Genomic DNA, 18,443 nt, shown 5'->3' on the forward strand with positions numbered 1-18,443 from the left:
CACAACTTAATCATTTCAGATGAAATATCGGTACTGAATGTATTTAATCCTTGCTCTTTGAAATAAAGACTATCTTTCCCTGTTCCTGCTCCAATTTCTAATAAGTTACTATAACTTTCATTATGTATACGATTCAAAAAAATTTCTCTTTGTTTAACCTTCCAGTCGGGTATATTAGATGAATTTCTTTCAACTGCTTTCTTGTTATATGACTCAGTAATATTATATAAAAATGAACTTTTCATTTTATTTCCCCTTTGTATTTTACTTATCATGATTGCTTTCTTAAACTATTGCCCCCATTACTTAAAGTACAATTCTTCACAAAGTAACTAATAAAACATGGGGTATACAAGTATCAGTTATTTTGAATTGATAAAGTCTGAAAGGATTATTTCTTAATGTTGATAAGTAACGTTCCCATTCAAATAAGTCTTTATAATTCTATTAAAAGACTTAAATATATTTCACTAAACATCATACCAGTATTAAAAAGACAAAAATTTATAAAGTTTCTACGTTATTAATTTTGGGGACTTTTCTCGATTTGGTTGTCTGTTCAAAAGCATAAGCAATCTTAATTAATGTTTCTTCACTATATGCTGTTCCAACAAAAGTTACTCCAAAAGGTCTTCCGCTTTCCATATAACCAACTGGTACTGCAATTGAGGGATATCCTGCTTTTGCACATATAGTTGATCCTACATAAGAAGGGAATAATATTGCATCTAGATTATATTTATTTAATGTGTAATCAATCCCTTTATCTTGAGAGAAATATAAATCCTCAATTTTTGCTTTTAGGTACTCTGGATTTCGTAAAGTATTTTGAAACTCCTCTCTTTGCTCCAGTTTATTTTGTCCATATTTCAAAGCCCTTTCTTCTATTTCCTTATTAAACTGAATCAATTGGGAAATTGAATGCACAGGTGCTTGTGGAGGTAGTTTTGAAAGGTAATTATCTAAGCTGTGTTTCAGCTCATATAAACCAACTCCCATTTTCCATTCTCTGTTGAACGAGGGTATTTCGATATTATCTATGATATTAGCTTCTTGATCATTTAAGTTATTAATTGCTTGTAAAAATAAACTATCGTGGTATTCTTCTGAATGATAAAATTCATCTGAAGCATCTCTAAAAACACCTATTCTGGCTCCTTTTAAGCCCAACTTATCTAAGCAATTGGAATAATCTATTTCACTCCTATCAATAGACTTATGTGTGGCAGCATCATCTGGATCAACCCCTATTAGTGTTTCAAGTAGTATTGCCGCATCTGTAACTGTTCTGGCAAAAGGTCCTGCAGTGTCTTGAGAATAGGTAAAAGGAATGATTCCTGACCGACTGACTAATCCAACTGTTGGTTTTATTCCTACTACAGAATTTTGTATAGCTGGACTCAAAATAGAAGCGTCCGTTTCAGTTCCTACTGATAACACCGTAAAATTAGCTGCAACAGCTACAGCAGAACCCGAACTCGAGCCTCCAACAAAAAGAGTAGGGTCATCACTATAAGGGTTTAAAACCTGACCACCTCTTGAACTATATCCAGCCCACATATCACTAGCCATACCATTTGCTAACTCTGTCATGTTTGTCTTTCCTAAAATAACTGCACCTGCTTTACGTAACCTTTCAACTATAAAGGCATCTTTTGAACTGATGTTATTCTCTAAAGCTAAGGTACCTGCACTTGTATGCATAGAATCAGCAGTTTCTATATTATCTTTCAATAATACTGGAATTCCATGTAAAGGACCTCGGCTACCTTTTACTCTTCTTTCATAATCTAATGATTCAGCAATAAAGATTGAGTCGGGATTAATTTCAAGGATTGAGTTTAAACCTATACCATCCTGATCGATACTTGCTATTCGATCTAAATAGTAAATTACTAAATCCTTTGATGACATATCCCCCTTCTCCATTAGAGGTGAGTATTCATTTAAATGATTTGTTAAAGTCCATTGATGTACGATTAAAAAATCAAGGAGGAATATCTATGAAAAGGATTCTATTAATTGTATCAATCGTGTTAATTATTACATCAGTTCCGACAACATTATTTGCTAGTACATATCTTAATAATAATAGCTTAACTGAAGCTGAAATTACAGAGAAAGTAATGAAGATTGCGGATAAGTACGATATTGGAGAAAAACTATCGAAAAATGACCAAAAGCTTATTGAATCTTATTTAGGAGAAAACAAAACAAGTTCAGACTTTAAAGTAGAGTCAAAAGGTGCTCAGTTACAAGAATATATTAGTGAATCAAAATACAATAATAATGGCACAATTGGCGTTTGGGTCGCAGGAGATATGTGGCAAGATATACAGAACATCGTAAATCAAAGTTATGGTGGTGAAATTACTGCCTACGGCGTAGGAGTAGATGGGAGAGATATTAATAGAATTGATGTAGAAATTAGGCATGTGGCCTTTGGTCCCATAGGTTCAGGTGGAACCTACATCGGTTTGGTTTATGATGATGCGATTTCTAGTAGCTGTAACACCTATGAATTTTGTAAAGCTGATGGTGAAGTAAATTATGATGCTTGGGTTGCATACGCTTCTGCTCAAGCAATTGCAACAGTTACTTATCCGTCTGGTTCAGTAACTTTAGCAACTCCATAAAATTTATAAATATATAATTGGCATAATAAAAGGGGAGTCTTTTTTGGGACTCCCCTTTGCTTATTCAATCAATCACAATAACTGTTTTAAAAAAGACATAGATTTAACTAATTTTTTATCATACGAATTATTAACCATACAGCACCAATAATTAATGCTAACAATAGCAAAGTAATTATCAACCCGGGGATACCCACACCCGACATACATAACTCCTCCTTAATAGGTTATTTACCAAGCTAATTTCGTTTTGTATTCTTCCTAATTTTAACATATATTTTTTGGTAGAACATCCATTATCACCAAATAATATAGAAATTTTTAACAATACAAATCAAAAATATATGAGATTTATATTTTACGTTGTTAATTTATGACGCAACTTATACATTTGAAAAATGAAACATATGTTCGGTATAATGTTGTAGAGGTGATGTTAATGATAGATTACTATACTAGCGCATTAGAAGATTGGATTACAAATTGGTACATACACAATAAGATCATGACATCACAAGATATGAATATTAATCAAATTTCTCTAAAACACGGTATCTTCCTTCATAGAAAACCCATGACAGCAAGATATGATGTTTTTGGACGTTATAAAGGTATCGTTATTGATTCACGGGAACGAGTCGAAATTCAACGCGAACAATTTTTTCATGAATTATGCCACATTCTAAGACACAGTGGCAGACAGACCATGATGCCTGAAGCATTTAGAGAGCTTCAAGAACGAGATGCTAGACATTTCACCTTATATGCTTCCCTTCCCGCTCATATGATTAAAACCTATGATTTTACGAATGAATTCATTATTGAAACTTTGGCAGATAATTTTAAAGTTCGAAAAGAATTAGTCACTGAACGATTAGATCGTATTTATCGAAATCAAAAAAATTCTACCATTTTACAAGCTCATATTTATCTATAATACCAGTAAAGGGGGCTAGATAATGTACTGCAGAAAAGTTCAACTTCAAAATGGAAAAGAGCGTTGGGTTTGTGTCGAAGATGGTCCACCAGATACAACACAGGAAAACGTAAACAAATATCACGACGAGGCAAAACAAAGGGTGAGGCTAAAAAGCGTGTGGAGGAAACTTTAAGACAAATAACATTCGATGAAGTAGATATTCAACGTGCTAAACGAATGACGTTTAATGAACTTGCTAATGAGTGGTTAGAGGTTTACGATGCAACAGGTAAAAAGAAAAGTTCTATTCGCGTTCGACAAAAAGAAATTAATGTTTTGAATAGATACATGGCTAAACAACCTCTTAGTGACATTAATTATCGCTTCTATCAAAGTGTAATTAATAATATTGCTAAAGACTACGCACGAAACACTTCTCTAGGTATAAACAATTGCGCCAATATGATTTTTAAGTATGCCGTTAAGGCTAACTTGCTTAAAGATAATCCAGCCCGCGATATTGTGGTACCTAAAAAGGCTAAAAAAGTTGAAGAAATTAAACAAGATAATATATCAGAGAAATTTTTAACTACTGAGGAATTAGACGAGTTTTTAGATACGGTAGATGCTGCAGGGTTAGAGTTAGATAAAGAAATATTCTATACTTTAGCTTTTTCAGGTATGCGCACTGGAGAATTACTTGCGTTAAAAATGAGTGATTTAGACTTTGAAGAACGAACTATTGATATTTCAAAAAACATGTACAATGAAAACAATAATATGCGTGATTATGAACTAACTCCACCTAAGACCGAGGGTTCTATTCGACTAATCGATATGGAGCCAGAGATTATGGATCTGTTACAAAACCTTGTTCATGAAAATAAAAAGAATCGTTTTAAATATCGTTACTGGTATGATGACTACCATGATGAAGATTTTTTATTCTGTCATAAAAACGGTTATCCGCAAGTACCAAGATTTAGTGGTTCAAGAATGAAACGCTTAATCCAATTGACAGGTATCCAAAAAAAGCGACGCCTCACATTTTCAGACACACACATATCAGTATGCTTGCAGAAGCTAAAGTTGATCTAAAAACCATTATGAAACGTGTTGGCCATGAAGATCCACAAACAACATTAAAAATTTGTACTCATGTGACCGAGCGAATGAAATTAGATGCATCTGAAAAAGTAAGATCGGTTTATCAAAAACAGCTAGAAAAAATTAAAAGGTTATAAAATGTGATTTTTATGTGATTTTTTCAAATATAATACCCTTAAAAATAGCAAAACCCCTTGATATACAAGGGGTTTTAAAATCATTCTACATCATGCCCGGCATTTTATATTATAAAGTAACATTGTGACTGGTATATGCCAAAAGTGCGCCATAATAGGTTTTATCATTTTAACCAAGTCACATTATAAACCCGTTTTTAATGACATTTGACTGGATTGCGTTACTTTTATGTTACTTATTCTCATTGTTTTTATGATGTATTTATTTATAAGGTAACAATTATGTTGAGGATCACATCTTAAATGTCTTAATTAGTAGATATCGTTTATTTTTACCTTTCCGATTGTAATTTCTCGTCTTGTAGTTCCCTCGGAGGGAGTTATTACTTTTGGTTATTCACTATTATAACAGCGTTTACTTGTGTCCTGGCGCAATTAGTGATTGATATATATGTTTATTTATAACAAATAATTAATAATAAATTATAAATACTAATATATAACCTATAAAGAAATAATTATGAGTATGTTGATTGATACTAAAATTATTTACTATTATATTGTTCTCGTAATAATTTTCACTAAAGTTATTATATATGGCTTTATACTTATATATTACATTACTACCTATATTCAATACATAGAAGGTGCTTTCATTTTTTTGGGGTGATGTTGAAAATATTTGGTAATTTTCGTTATAGGTATACTTAAAATATAATTTTTCTAAAGTTTCATTAAGATTTTGGGTTATTATAGTTAACTGATAATTTACAGTATTATAGGTTAATCTGAAATAATTTATTATAAATTTAATAAATTTTAGAAAGAAGAAATATAAAAAACACAACCCTAATGCAATGACTATTAAATTATAAATTAAATAACCGTTGCTAAATAAAATGAATAACAATGTAGCTAATAGTGTGTTAATTGAAACATAAAAAATAATTATTGAAAACTTAATAATACTTTTAATAAATTCATTTCTAGGTAATAATGAATACAGACTAGCGATTAATATTGTTGTACCAATCATTTTTAATATTATGACTAAAACTTGATATACAAAGCTTGAATTATAATTTATACTTTCTGAGAGTGAAAAAGAAAAAACACCTAACGACCCTACTATTATTAAAGTAATAATTACTTCTTCACCTATATTAATCCAATCAAAATCATTTTTGGGTATTAATATTCTATCTACTTCAGTAATATTCATAACCTTGTAAAAAAATCTAATTGCAAAGATTAAAATTGGAATTATTGAGATTATTAACTTGGCAGTATCCATAATTTATTAATCACCTAATTACTAAATTTAACTCAGTTTAATATGGTTTAAAAAATACTGGTATAAAGGGATTTGTCCCAATTCAAATTAAACTGAATTTAACTCAATTTAATAAGAAGTGAGTCATTTGTGAGTCAAAAAACAAAATGCTGGCGGGCAAACTTATTAACAATACAGAACTCTAAAGCATCTCTTAAATATTTTAACACTTTCCATGCAATTGGCCATTGGAATTCAGGTGGTGTGTTTATACACTTTCAATTCTCATCTTTTTATTTCACTAGCCACATTTACGCCTCTCTTGGCCAATCTTTGTATTGTTCTTCTGCTTGTTTCATAATGGCTTTTGATAAAAACATCATTTGCTGTCCTTTAATACCTTCATCCATTAAAACTTTCTTAACAGCTATACTGACTTTTGCGTAAATGTTTTTGCGGTGATCACTTAGCCAGTCTTGTGATAGGTTCTTTTTTAATTCTTTTACTACTTTGTGTACAAGGTCAGCTAAGAACTCATTATCAAAAGCATCCATCTCTTGGGCTGTTATAGCTTTATAGAATTCAGCTTCATCATCTGAAAGACCTAATTCTTTTCTGAAGTCGATTTCTTGGTCAACTTCCTTCTTCATATCAACCATCATTCTTACTACATCTGCAGCTTGGATGATACGGTTGTGGTAATCATGAAGTGTTTTCTCAAGAAGTTCTTTCATCTCTTTCTCTTTCGGACTATTCGGTTTGAAATTCACTTTAATATGGTCCTCTAATAACTTCTTTAACAGTTTTATTCGAAGGTCTTCATGTTCTTGTTTTTCTTCTAAATCATTTAAGAACGATTCATCTAATATACTGATATCTGGCTTTTCAATGCCAGCGACTTGATAAATATCGACCGGCTCTTTTGATTCAAGGTGTTCATCAATCATATTGTTTAAGCGCTCTTCTACCGTTTCATTTTTCTCACGCTTATTACTTGTCGATACAAGATATTTTCTAATTTGAATTCTAACCATCTGATATAACGTAACTTCATCAGAGTATGGAAGAATTTCATTTAAATGGCGTATTAGTTTATGTGCTTTCTCTAAATTAACACACGCTTCTACAAATGACTCAGGGTCTTTGTTAAGTTGATCATTGACTAGATCACCAATATAGTTCTCACGCTCTATCTTGGACAACTTTCTCCAATCATCTTTATGACTGACATCACCCACTAGCTGACGAACGGCATTTAACTTATCATGAAAGACCTCTATAGCTTTTGACACATCAATATCCATGTCATTTGTAGCATTGTCCCCTGTATATTGGTTTGTTGCTTCTTTTAATGACGTTGCAATACCAATAAAGTCTACAATTAATCCACCTTCTTTGCCTGGGAATACACGGTTAACACGTGCAATCGCTTGGATTAAATTGTGACCTTTCATTGGTTTATCAACATATAAGAATGATAAGTTTGGTGCATCAAATCCTGTTAGCCACATTGAGACAACAATTACTAGTTTAAGTGGATCTTCTGTGTCTTTTAATCTTGCTTTTACTTCCTCTTGTTCTTCTTTTGTCTTAATGTGAGCATACTTACTTCCTGGATTAACTTGTCGCCAGCTTTCTGGATCTTTTGAAATGTTACCCGTCATAATCACTTCAACTTCAGGGCAGTCATCTCGTTTATTCATTTCATTATAAAGTTTAACTGCAATATCTCGGCTCATACAGACAATCATACCTTTTTGGTATGGATCAGCTGCTTTATTGAAATGGTCTAACACACTATCTGATAACTTACTTAAACGTTTTTGTGTCCCAACTACTTTCTCAAGTGCTGCCCATTTCACTTTATAATTGTTAGATTCTTCATCTTCCAATCCAACATCTGAAACAAGATTAGAAAACTCACGATCAATATCTGCACCATCATAATCAAGTGGTATCATACGCGACTCATAATAAAGCGGTAAAACAGCTTTATCTTGTACCGCTTGGGCCATATCATAACGGTGGATGACGTGGCCAAAGATTTCCTCAGTATTATTCCCTAGAAGTTTAACAGGTGTTCCGGTAAACCCAACAAATGAAGCATTAGGTAGGGCATGACGCAACTGCGCAGCATAACCACCGTCAAACCCACTTTGTGTACGGTGAGCCTCATCGCTAATTACAATAATATTACTTCGTTCAGAAAGGACTGGGTGCTTTGCTTCCCCTTCTTTTAAACGGAATTTCTCAATTGTTGAGAAGGCAATTTGGCCACCTTCAGCTTTCAAAATATCACGAAGTTCATCAGACTTTTTTGCGTGATGGATGTGCCCTATTAAACTATAACCTTCTGAAAACGTATCATGTAATTGTTCATCCAAGTCTGTACGATCAACTTGAACGACAATAGTTGGGTTATCCAACTCATGGTGTTTTGAAAGAATAGCTGAGTAAAATAACATACTAATCGACTTACCTGACCCTGTCGTATGATACATGACACCAATTTTACGATCACCATCTGGACTTGTTGCTCTTACTGTTTCTTCTACAGCAAAATTCACACCAAAGAATTGGTGATACTTCGCTCCGACTTTTATATATCTATCCCCTTTATCTAGGAATAAGATAAAGTTTCGAATATAGTTTAATAGGCGGTCTTTTGGAAATAACCCTTCTACTAGCGTTCGCATCGTATTGGCTAGATTATTATCAACATCTACACCATTAATCGTTTTCCATGAAGCAAAGAAATCATAGTCTGCACTTGGCATACCGTGTTTCGTTTCGATCCCATCTGATACGACCGTAAAAGCATTATACTCAAAGAGTTGAGAGATGTCATGGGTATAGTTACGAATTTGTGTATAAGCATCATGCACTGTTGCATTTTCATCATTAGGGTTTTTGAGCTCAAACACAACCATAGGAAGACCATTAATATAAACAATCATATCTGGACGGCGAGAGTCTCTACCTTTAATAGATAATTGATTAACTACTAAAAAATCATTTTCTTCTGGTTCGTTCCAATTAATTGGATAAACATGTTGAAAACGTTCTTCTCCATCAACCTCGTAATCAAACTCAATCCCTTTTGTCATCTGTTGGTGGAAAAAGAAATTACGGTCCTCCCAACCAATACCTTCATTTAAGACAAAACGAGACACCAATCGACTAAGCTCTTCATACGGAATCATTGGATACGTCCTTTGAAGAAAAGCTTCTAAACGTCCATGGAGTGCTACCTCCTGATTGCGTTCACGCTCACCATTTTGGTAAAGCTCCTGTCCATGACGGTATTCATAATCAAGTTGTTCTAGTCGTTCAATCGTCGTCTCTTCAAAATCCGATTCAGCTAACTTACCCATATACATACATCCCTCCTCTTTTGTTACTGAGTGATTTCTCTTACATGCTCGTCTGCTTCAGATAAATCGATTTCTCCTGATAGTAGTTTTGGTAAAACAAGATCACGCACCTTAGTTAGCACGGTGTTTTCCATTAAATTTAATTCTATTTGTTCTAATAAGCTATCTACACTAGAATGAAAATCTTCCATAACATTTCCAGGGGGTAACACTAATTTATATTCAGTCATCAACTTTGCGTTAGCACCTTTTCTTGTAGTTCCCGAAGCTGCACCAAGCAAGTAGTTTTGATAATCGCTCGACACTGTTAAAAGGTACAGAAAATGAGTGCTTAAATCTCTTGTTTTTGGTTTAAGTCTTACTAAAAATGATGCATATACAGCATTAACAAATGAATTAATATAGCCTACTGTGCCGGTTGAATTACCTGTTCTAGCAATAACAACATCACCTTTTTGAAGTCTATATTTATTAAAGTTATCTTCATCTATCTCACAATAAGGTACATCTTTCCATGAGATAAAATTATCTTGAATATCGGTTATTCTTAAGAAATGAGGACCAACTTTTTCATCACTCGCACTCGCGGTATAACCATATTTTGTTGTGACCACATCTTTAAGACTTACAACTTCCCAACCCTTTGGAATTCGACCCAGTTCAGAATCCACAAATTCACCATCTTTAAAAGGACCAAAATCAACAAACCAATTTTTGTAAAGGGTCATGGCCATTTCCTCTAAGGTTTGGTTCATTTTATTGTTGAGTTCGATTTTATCATCGAGACCTTTCAATATAGATGAAATTTTGACTTGCTCATCTATATTGGGAATTTCGATAATTTGCTTTAAAAATTGTTGTTTATCTACTCGTTGTCTTCCAGAAGTCCCTGTCATTAGCTTCTCTGCACTTTTTCTGAAGTCTTTATCTATAGTTAAATAGTATACAAACTCATTATTTGTAATACCTTCTTTACCTCTAAGAACAAAGAATTCAGTGGAACCAAAACCTTTTCTGTTTTCCAACCCTTTTACTTGAGCAGTTTTTCCATTCTCCAAGCATGGGGTGATTCTTGCGAAAAGTGTATCCCCTTCCTCAAACTTACTACCACCTGACTTAAATTCTCTTTTCTCAAGAGGATAAACGGGTTTATAGTAAGGTTGAACAATATCCATACTAATAAATGGATATTCCTGTCCTTTTTCTAATTTCACCTTAGGATTAACACTAATTAATTCCTCAATACTTCCTTTAATCATATTAACCCCTCCAAATCTTTCTTGATTTTCTCTTGGAGGCGATCAGATTCTTCAAACTGTTTGAGAAGTCTTGTTCTTAACTCTTCCATTTTCTCTTCAAACGGGATGCCATCACCTTCTACTTCTTCTGTACCAACGTAGATCCCAGGCGTTAACTTATAGTCATTTTCTTTAACTGCGTTTAGTGTAGATACCTTACAGAATCCTGCTACATCCTCAATTGGTTCTTCATCAAATTTGAACTTATGATAGACATCAGCAATCTCATCAATTTCTTCTTCTGATAGGGCTTTTTGACGTCGACTTACAGAAGACCCTTTTTGTCTAGCATCTATAAACAGAATCTCATTATGACGTTCACGGTATTCTCCTTTTCCGTCACGATTTTTACTTAAGAAAAATAAGCAAACAGGGATTCCCGTGGAAAGGAATAATTTTTCTGGTAAAGTCACGACACAATCAATATACCCATTATCAATAAACCATTCACGAACTGGCTTTTCTCCTTTTTGATTCGTTGTCATTGCTCCATTTGCCATAACAAATCCTGCTGATCCCTCTTCACTTAAATGAGAAAAGAAATGCTGCATCCACATGTAGTTTGCATTAGAGTCTGTAACTGGTCCAATTAACCTAGGATCATCATTAGAAATTCGGTCTGCTCCCCAACTGTCTTGGTTGAATGGTGGATTAGCAATTACATAATCTGCTTTTAAGTCTGGAAATTGATCATCAAGTAATGAATTTCCTAAACGCATGTCTGCATTTAATCCATGTAGAAGCACATTCATTTTCCCTAGACGTGCTGTGGTTGTAACGTTCTCTTGCCCATAAAAAGATAACTCATGACGACGTGGGGAATATTCTTCTGATTGAATAAACATACCACCAGAACCACAAGCAGGGTCAAAAACTGTACCTTTAATCGGTTCAAGCATTCTTACTAGTAGTGATACAACAGAATACGGTGTATAGAACTCTCCCCCGCGTTGGCCTTCTGTTGAAGCAAACTCAGAAATAAAGTATTCATACACACGTCCTAGTACATCTACACTTCTTTCATCGTTAGCGCTAAATACATCACGCGAAAAGATCTCAATTAGACCAGAAACATTTTCTGCTGGGAGGTTACTACCTTGAAATATACGCGGAAGCATACCCTCTAAATCCGGGTTTTCTTCTTCTAAACGTTTCATCGCATTGTCCAGAATCTCTTTAATGTTAGGTTGTTTTGCATGTTTTAATATGTAAGACCAACGAGATTCTTCAGGAACAACGTACACGTTTTCTGCCATGTACATATCTGGGTCTTCTTTAATAACTTTTTGCATCTCTTCATCTGGTGAATACCAATCACTGTTTGGGTCTTTAACAAGTTCGTCTAACTCTTCTCGACGTTGCTCATATTTATTTGATAAATAGCGTAAGAAAATAAGCGGTAAGACATAATGTTTATAATCAGCTGGCGCTACTGATCCTCTCATATTGGTCGCAGCATCAAATAAGTCTTTTTGAAAATCAATATCTGCTTTTGCAGGCATATTATCACTCTCCCTAATGTAATTCATCTAACTTAATTGTATCAAATTTACATATGAATGTAATATTTGATAATTAGGACCAGCTTATGATACATCTTAAAATAAAAAGCCTAACCTTAAAACATGGTTAAGCTTTTACATCTTTTGAGTTTGCTATTTAAATAACTGCTCAATTATCTATTCTCAATTGATACATAAAGTTGATCTTGAATTATATCTATAAGTGTCAAAGTTAAAAACAATATTTCACCGTAAAATTTACCTTATTTCCTTTTATTATTTACAACATATCCGTCCTCAATTGATTTGACTGACGATACTACATTTAACTTATTAGATTCAAGGTAATCCAATAAGTTTTTGACTTCAGGGTGCTTTGCTTCAATTTTAATTCGCCTTCCATTCACTTTTATCAAACTAAATGGTTCATCTAATTTAGACAATAATTCAAATACGCTTCTACGATTAAGGTTCTTTATAACAAGATATTGATGTAAAAATTCAGCCGATGCCTCCAAAGGTAATAAGGTGACTGTATCTATCACTGCGTTTTGATTTAGTAAGTCAAACACTATTTCTGGATTACTTAATTGAAACTCATAAAGTTTATCTGAAATTCGTTCGTTTATCACTAATTTGTTTTGATATTTATTTATCAGTTCTATTACGATTTCAATATCATTAGCTTTTTCAACAAAAGTGTTAAATAACTTTTGATCCATATTGACTTCATACACTTTATCTATATGGTTTAATAAATAGTCTACAGCTACTTCAACATCATCTTTTCGAAATTCATTAAGAAGCTCTTCGCTCCAATTTATATTAAGATCTTGAACAACGTCCGATACACCATCAACAATGCCTCTTCTCCACTGTTCTACTAAGTATAAAATCAATATTTCACCTTTATTTTGTTCCACAAGTGTTTTTATCAAAGTGTTATCAAACTCTAGTTTATAATTATCGGAAATTGATTTAAAATCTTGATAATTTATCTTGGACAGATTGTCACGAATATACTGTTGTATCAAGCTCGATCTTAATCCATCAATTTTAACAATTGAATTAAACAATCTTAACGACCATACTAATTCTTCTTCTTCAATCATATCTTCAAGTTCATTTTGGGCAGTATCAAAACAATCATAAACAAACATTTCTTTAAGTTGCTTTGATTGTATTGAATTATAGATCTTCCTATTCCAATAAAGTTTTTGATTTTTAATTAAAAGATCCAGCACGTCAACATCTATATCTGTTTTGTCTTCTAATTCAACTGGAAACATTAACTGCTTGATAAATTTCTTAATATATAAATGGTTAACTGGTTTGAGCTTTAATATAGGAATTAAAAAGTTATTATACTTTTCATCCTGCTTAAAAGCCTCTTGTACTTCTTCAGTGCTATTTTCTATTAATTTCTTCCAAGATCGTTCTGTTGATAGAAGAGTCTCAATATCAAATTCTTCTTCATAAAGGGTAAAAATATAACTACAATACTCTAAATTATTCCATGTTAACTGGATTTTTCGTTCAATATAAAGTTGCATTATCAATTCTAGTGAATCAATTTTGGATAAATCACTTATCATACCTGACCATTTACGAATCATTGAACCTATTAAAGAGGTATCAGAATGTTTATCATTATCAATGAGTTGCCCAACGAAGTTAACAAAAATAACTTCTTTTTCATTATATTCTTCTTGTTGTATCAATACATCTATAAACGCTTCTATATTTTCATCTGCTAAACAATAATCATAAATTCGTTCATCACTCTGGATTAACTCTATTGAAATATCATTTACGCCGAAAATTTTTCTCAAATTGACTAGATTAATTTGAAACGCATTTACATGAATTACATACTCCAAAATAGTCTCTTCTTCGATTTCTGATATAGATGTAAACTTCGCTTCCAATTTTTCGATAGAAAGAATGATATCCTTAGAATTAGTGAGTTTCTTCACATCAAAATCGTTTGAAATATATTCGCTTAAATGTAAGAAACTGTTATCAATCAGGTGTCTAACATCATAATATTTCAAAAGAATCATGACATAGTCATCTTTTTGATCATTTGATTTATCTGCTCCATTTACAGCATCCCAGATATCTATTTCAACTATCTTTGAGAGATTCAAAAATTTCGATAAGAGATTTTCATCTGAAATTGTTTCTTTTAAATCCTTCAGTAATTCCATTAATTCATCAAAATGTATAACTAAATCACTAAAGGCAATTCGAAAAATTTGTTTTAATTTTTCACGATTAATATCATTATCATTTTCCAATAAGTGCACTATTAATTTTGTGTTTAACACGGATCTACCATTTATATCATCGACCCTAATTTTTCCAGCAACTTTACTTTCATTTTTGAGATCTTGAAATAATTTATTTTCATCATAACCTAATTTGACAGATTGAATAAATTCATTATCCTTCTTGCTTAATGACCCTTCTCGAAATACAGTAAGGTAATCTTCATAAGATTCATTCAACCAATTATTTCTAATAAGAAAATATAGAAGTTTATTATTTGAAAGATCGACGTGTAAATCAATTTCATCTTCTTTAATTAATCTAGAAATTGACTTTGTTCTAACATATTTTATCGTTTTTTGTAGTTCACTAACTTGGTCTCTGATTTCATCTGCTTTATTTTCATACTTCTTATCAAAGTCCTTATATAACTCTAAATAATTAACGGAATTTATAGTAACGAACTCCTCAAAATTAGAGTATTGTTTTATAGGGTTTCCATTTCTATATATATAAAATTCGCCTTCAATACCTTTATTAATAAGATAATCCAACACTCTTTTACCATTAGAAGCATAATTCGTACCTTGTACATTTGGTATAGAAATCAAAGGTACAGAATTTTTGACTATTTTCTGATTAGTGATGTTTCTCTTTCTCGTAAATAACATCGCTAAATCATCTTTTTCTGTGATTATGCTGCCCAATCCATTTATAGATATATTATTTAATTCATTGATCCTTCCTTCTAAAAATTTTGCTATTTTCTCTTTATTATTAAATACCTCAAAGACTAAACCTTTGTTTTCAAGGAGGTCTGAGTAGTCTTTTGGATAAATATTCTTATAAACTATAAATGCAAACAAGTGATCATAAGTGACACTTGATTTTTGAAGCCTCATACGGAAAATCTCAAATTCATTACAGATATTAATTAGAGTTCGCATATCATTGATAAATAAGGCAACATCTTCTATCAATATTCTACTTAGCTGCTGTCTATTAATATTGTCATTAGATACTTTATCAACCTTATTTGGCAAAAAGTTGTCTAATTTATTTAGGAGTATAGACTCTGCGTTGGAACTATGCATTACTTTCACAGTCGGTATAATAAAATCAAAAAATTTAGTTCTATTATATATTGATTCCGTTTCATCTTTTCCCGTAAAAACATCATCTTTTAATGCATAAATGAACTTTATATCTCTATCTTTTAACTGAGCCGACCTATTCAAAGCTATATTCAAACTACGCAGTTTTTCGAAGATTTCGATGCTTTGAAACCGATCTAAATCTTCAAATATAATATATTGAAAATCAGTCTTATTAAATAGATAAATAATTTCATCTAAATAATGGTTAAACACCGTACTCCCATCCTCAAAATTCACTTCGAAATTTGTGCTAGCAAAGCCAAATTTACTTACACCTATTTTTTTAAAGAAATGGAGTAGTAAAAAAACAGAAAACCCATTTAATACAATGAGCGGAATTAACAGCAGCAGTCCTAAAAAATTAAGTGATGAGAAAAATTGATTAAACCAACCATTACTTACCATTAAAACCGTAAATACAACGGTAAAAAGGAAATAAAATAAACAAACAAAAAGTCTCCAAAATGATAAGTCACTTAATTTGGTGAAGTTTGATTTAGGTATTTTGTTTGGGTTAACTTGCAAAAACATTTGTTGTAAGATTTGTTGTTCTAATATGTTATCAGATGAATTTGAACTTTCTTCATTAGGTTGAAACGTAGCAATTGAGACTCGCATCATTTTTGATTTTTTATTTTTGTTTTCCTCGAAGTAAGAATCAATAATTGTAGTCTTTCCGGCTCCATATCCCCCTGTAATTGCAATATTTTTATTATCTTCGTCTTCTAGTGCCTTGTTTAATGTATCTAAATAAAATTCACTATCTTCATCTAACTCTTTTTTAGCACTCAAACTTTCATATTCAATAAGTTGCTCCATATTTAGCACACCCAAACTTATAATTATGTATTCTACAGACCATTTTTCTCTATTTTACGCTAACACTAAAAACATAGCAAAAAATCCCATTAAAACATGACAATTGATTTAATCTACTATCATAACCTCAATTGATGAAGGATATCCATCATTTAAGAGTTTTTAATGGTATTATCTAAGCACAAAAATGTATTCAAACTACAAATAAACTACTAGAAATAATACGGTTTAACTGGAAAAAGAATTCTTCGGTTTCAAAACCCAAAAGTTTTGACACCGTTTTAGTGTTGTTGTAATATCAAGCTTAATAGAGTGTCATATCTTATATTCAAAATTAGGTGGTGTAAATATGAAATATGGTTATGCTAGAGTATCTACTATAAATCAAGATTTAGAGTCTCAGGTGAACCAATTAGAGTCTGAAGGCTGCGACATAATATATCGGGAGAACTTCACTGAAACGAAAGCAGATCGCCCTGTTTTTCAAGAACTTTTGGCTCAACTAAAAGAAAATGATATGTTAGTCATTACTAAATTAGACCGTTTCGCAAGGTCCACTGAAGATGGAATTCGAATTATAAAAGAGCTATTTCAAAAAGGGGTTAGAGTCCATGTGTTAAATATGGGGCTTATTGAGGACACACCCACTGGTAGATTAATTTTTAATATTATGAATGCTTTCGCGGAATTTGAAAGAGATTTAATCGTCGAACGAACACAAGAAGGTAAAGCAATTGCCAAACTCAAAGGAAACTTTAGAGAAGGACGCCCCAAAAAATATAGCAAATCACAAATCAATCACGCTTTAGAGCTATTAAATAATCACTCCTATAAACAGGTAGAAGATTTAACTGGAATCTCAAAAAGCACTCTTATTAGGTCAAGAAGGTAATCACAATAAAGCTATGTTACTTATTTAAAAGGGACTATCCTGCAGATTGATAGACCTATCTATTATGGGGACTTCATTTGCTCAAGTACCACCAATAAGTAAATGCCAGCGTGCCTATAACTCCACTATTTAAAAGGTAAACACTTAGTGACTGCCCAAACATTGAATCAATAATACTTTTAGATAAAACGTATTGCTTTAGATTATTAGAAGTCGAGTCAACCCCTAAATGCTGATAGTTATGTTCATTAATGTATTGATGTTCTTTTGAATTTTCATCATTTTTTTCAGTTTCTTCTTTTGGTTTTTCTTCGGATGACTTGCTTTCTTTACCTTGTTTTTCTTGTTGCTTAGGTTCTTGAACATTTTGTTCTTCTTCATGTTCTTTATTTTGCTCACTTTTATTGTTATCAGAAGTGTTGTTTTGTTCTTGTGAAGAACTATCTTGTTCTACATGATCTTGATTATTGGAGTCATCCTGTTTGTTTTCTTCTTCTGTTTTCTTTGATGATTCGTCATCATCTGTTTTTTCTTTTGTGTGTTCCTTATTTGAATCATCATCTGTTTCATCTTTTGTGTTTTCATCACTTGAATCATTATCTGTTTCATCTTTTGTATTGTCAGAATCATCTTGTTTTTCTTCGGTATCTTCTTCTTTATCATGATTACGTTTAATATAAACCGTTAATATAGCTTTAGGGTGATCATCATTTACTAAATAAATTGTATGTTTTTCTCCGTTTTCTTTAACATGACCTGTAGATGCACCTGTAAGTAAGAATGAGTCAACATTAGACGCATAAAAACCTCTCACTTCATCACCACAAGGTTTAGTTGCAATAGCCTTGTTTTGGTCATCATGTTTAGCTGATTCAATCGTTATCGTACACTCAGGTAAGTTTTCTTCTTCTGCAAACATAGATTGTGGCAAAAGCATTCCCATTCCTATTAAGATAGTAATCAACAAAAGTATGTTTTTCATTTTTCTCTCTCCCACAATTATGGTTAAAATAAGCCATAAAACCTATAATATATTTCTACCTTACTTCATTTCTACA

At 32.2% G+C, this 18,443-nt stretch carries 11 protein-coding genes and 2 pseudogenes; 5 read left to right on the top strand and 8 right to left on the bottom strand.

The window, feature by feature from the left end:
* Together EDC24_RS00335 and EDC24_RS00340 are read right to left on the bottom strand one after the other, a co-directional pair.
* Window positions 1–245, bottom strand: a pseudogene (locus tag EDC24_RS00335) (class I SAM-dependent methyltransferase); the annotation flags it as partial.
* 259 nt (window positions 246–504) lie between these two features.
* Window positions 505–1,914 carry an amidase family protein gene (locus EDC24_RS00340; protein ID WP_425455166.1) on the bottom strand — a complete coding sequence of 470 codons (1,410 nt, stop codon included), beginning with the start codon at window positions 1,912–1,914 and terminating at the stop codon, window positions 505–507.
* Between the two features lie 89 nt (window positions 1,915–2,003).
* Here EDC24_RS00340 and EDC24_RS00345 point away from each other — a divergent pair, with 89 nt between their 5' ends.
* From EDC24_RS00345 to EDC24_RS00355, 4 genes and pseudogenes are all read left to right on the top strand, one after another.
* Entirely contained in the window at window positions 2,004–2,636 is a 633-nt protein-coding gene (locus EDC24_RS00345) for a hypothetical protein (protein WP_124218899.1), read from the top strand.
* A 373-nt stretch (window positions 2,637–3,009) separates the two neighbouring features.
* Complete coding sequence (locus EDC24_RS00350; protein ID WP_245997922.1) at window positions 3,010–3,573, top strand: ImmA/IrrE family metallo-endopeptidase; 564 nt, start codon at window positions 3,010–3,012, stop codon at window positions 3,571–3,573.
* 22 nt (window positions 3,574–3,595) lie between these two features.
* Window positions 3,596–3,748 (top strand): hypothetical protein, encoded by a 153-nt coding sequence (locus tag EDC24_RS15285; RefSeq protein ID WP_245997924.1) that lies wholly within the window; start codon window positions 3,596–3,598, stop codon window positions 3,746–3,748.
* A 44-nt stretch (window positions 3,749–3,792) separates the two neighbouring features.
* Window positions 3,793–4,799, top strand: a pseudogene (locus tag EDC24_RS00355) (tyrosine-type recombinase/integrase).
* Window positions 4,800–5,271: 472 nt separating this feature from the next.
* Here EDC24_RS00355 and EDC24_RS00360 read toward each other — a convergent pair.
* The 5 genes from EDC24_RS00360 to EDC24_RS00380 all read right to left on the bottom strand — a co-directional run bounded on the left by EDC24_RS00360 (window position 5,272) and on the right by EDC24_RS00380 (window position 16,493).
* Window positions 5,272–6,093 (bottom strand): hypothetical protein, encoded by an 822-nt coding sequence (locus tag EDC24_RS00360; protein ID WP_124218900.1) that lies wholly within the window; start codon window positions 6,091–6,093, stop codon window positions 5,272–5,274.
* A 290-nt stretch (window positions 6,094–6,383) separates the two neighbouring features.
* Window positions 6,384–9,452, bottom strand: coding sequence for a type I restriction endonuclease subunit R (locus EDC24_RS00365; RefSeq protein WP_245997925.1), 3,069 nt, complete (start codon window positions 9,450–9,452; stop codon window positions 6,384–6,386).
* 17 nt (window positions 9,453–9,469) lie between these two features.
* Window positions 9,470–10,705, bottom strand: coding sequence for a restriction endonuclease subunit S (locus tag EDC24_RS00370; RefSeq protein WP_124218901.1), 1,236 nt, complete (start codon window positions 10,703–10,705; stop codon window positions 9,470–9,472).
* Entirely contained in the window at window positions 10,702–12,246 is a 1,545-nt protein-coding gene (locus EDC24_RS00375) for a type I restriction-modification system subunit M (RefSeq protein WP_124218902.1), read from the bottom strand. Before EDC24_RS00375 ends, EDC24_RS00370 begins: the two co-directional genes overlap by 4 nt.
* A gap of 263 nt (window positions 12,247–12,509) precedes the next feature.
* Window positions 12,510–16,493 (bottom strand): YobI family P-loop NTPase, encoded by a 3,984-nt coding sequence (locus tag EDC24_RS00380; RefSeq protein ID WP_124218903.1) that lies wholly within the window; start codon window positions 16,491–16,493, stop codon window positions 12,510–12,512.
* A 349-nt stretch (window positions 16,494–16,842) separates the two neighbouring features.
* Here EDC24_RS00380 and EDC24_RS00385 point away from each other — a divergent pair, with 349 nt between their 5' ends.
* Window positions 16,843–17,385, top strand: a complete 543-nt coding sequence (locus tag EDC24_RS00385) for a recombinase family protein (RefSeq protein ID WP_124218904.1) — start codon at window positions 16,843–16,845, stop codon at window positions 17,383–17,385.
* Between the two features lie 73 nt (window positions 17,386–17,458).
* Here the strand turns inward: EDC24_RS00385 and EDC24_RS00390 are convergent, their stop codons facing one another.
* On the bottom strand, window positions 17,459–18,367 hold the full coding sequence (locus EDC24_RS00390) for a hypothetical protein (RefSeq protein WP_124218905.1): 909 nt from the start codon (window positions 18,365–18,367) through the stop codon (window positions 17,459–17,461).
* Between the last annotated feature and the right edge of the window lie 76 nt (window positions 18,368–18,443).

Source organism: Aquisalibacillus elongatus, from assembly GCF_003843875.1.
GTDB classification, from domain to species: Bacteria; Bacillota; Bacilli; order Bacillales; family Alkalibacillaceae; genus Aquisalibacillus; species Aquisalibacillus elongatus.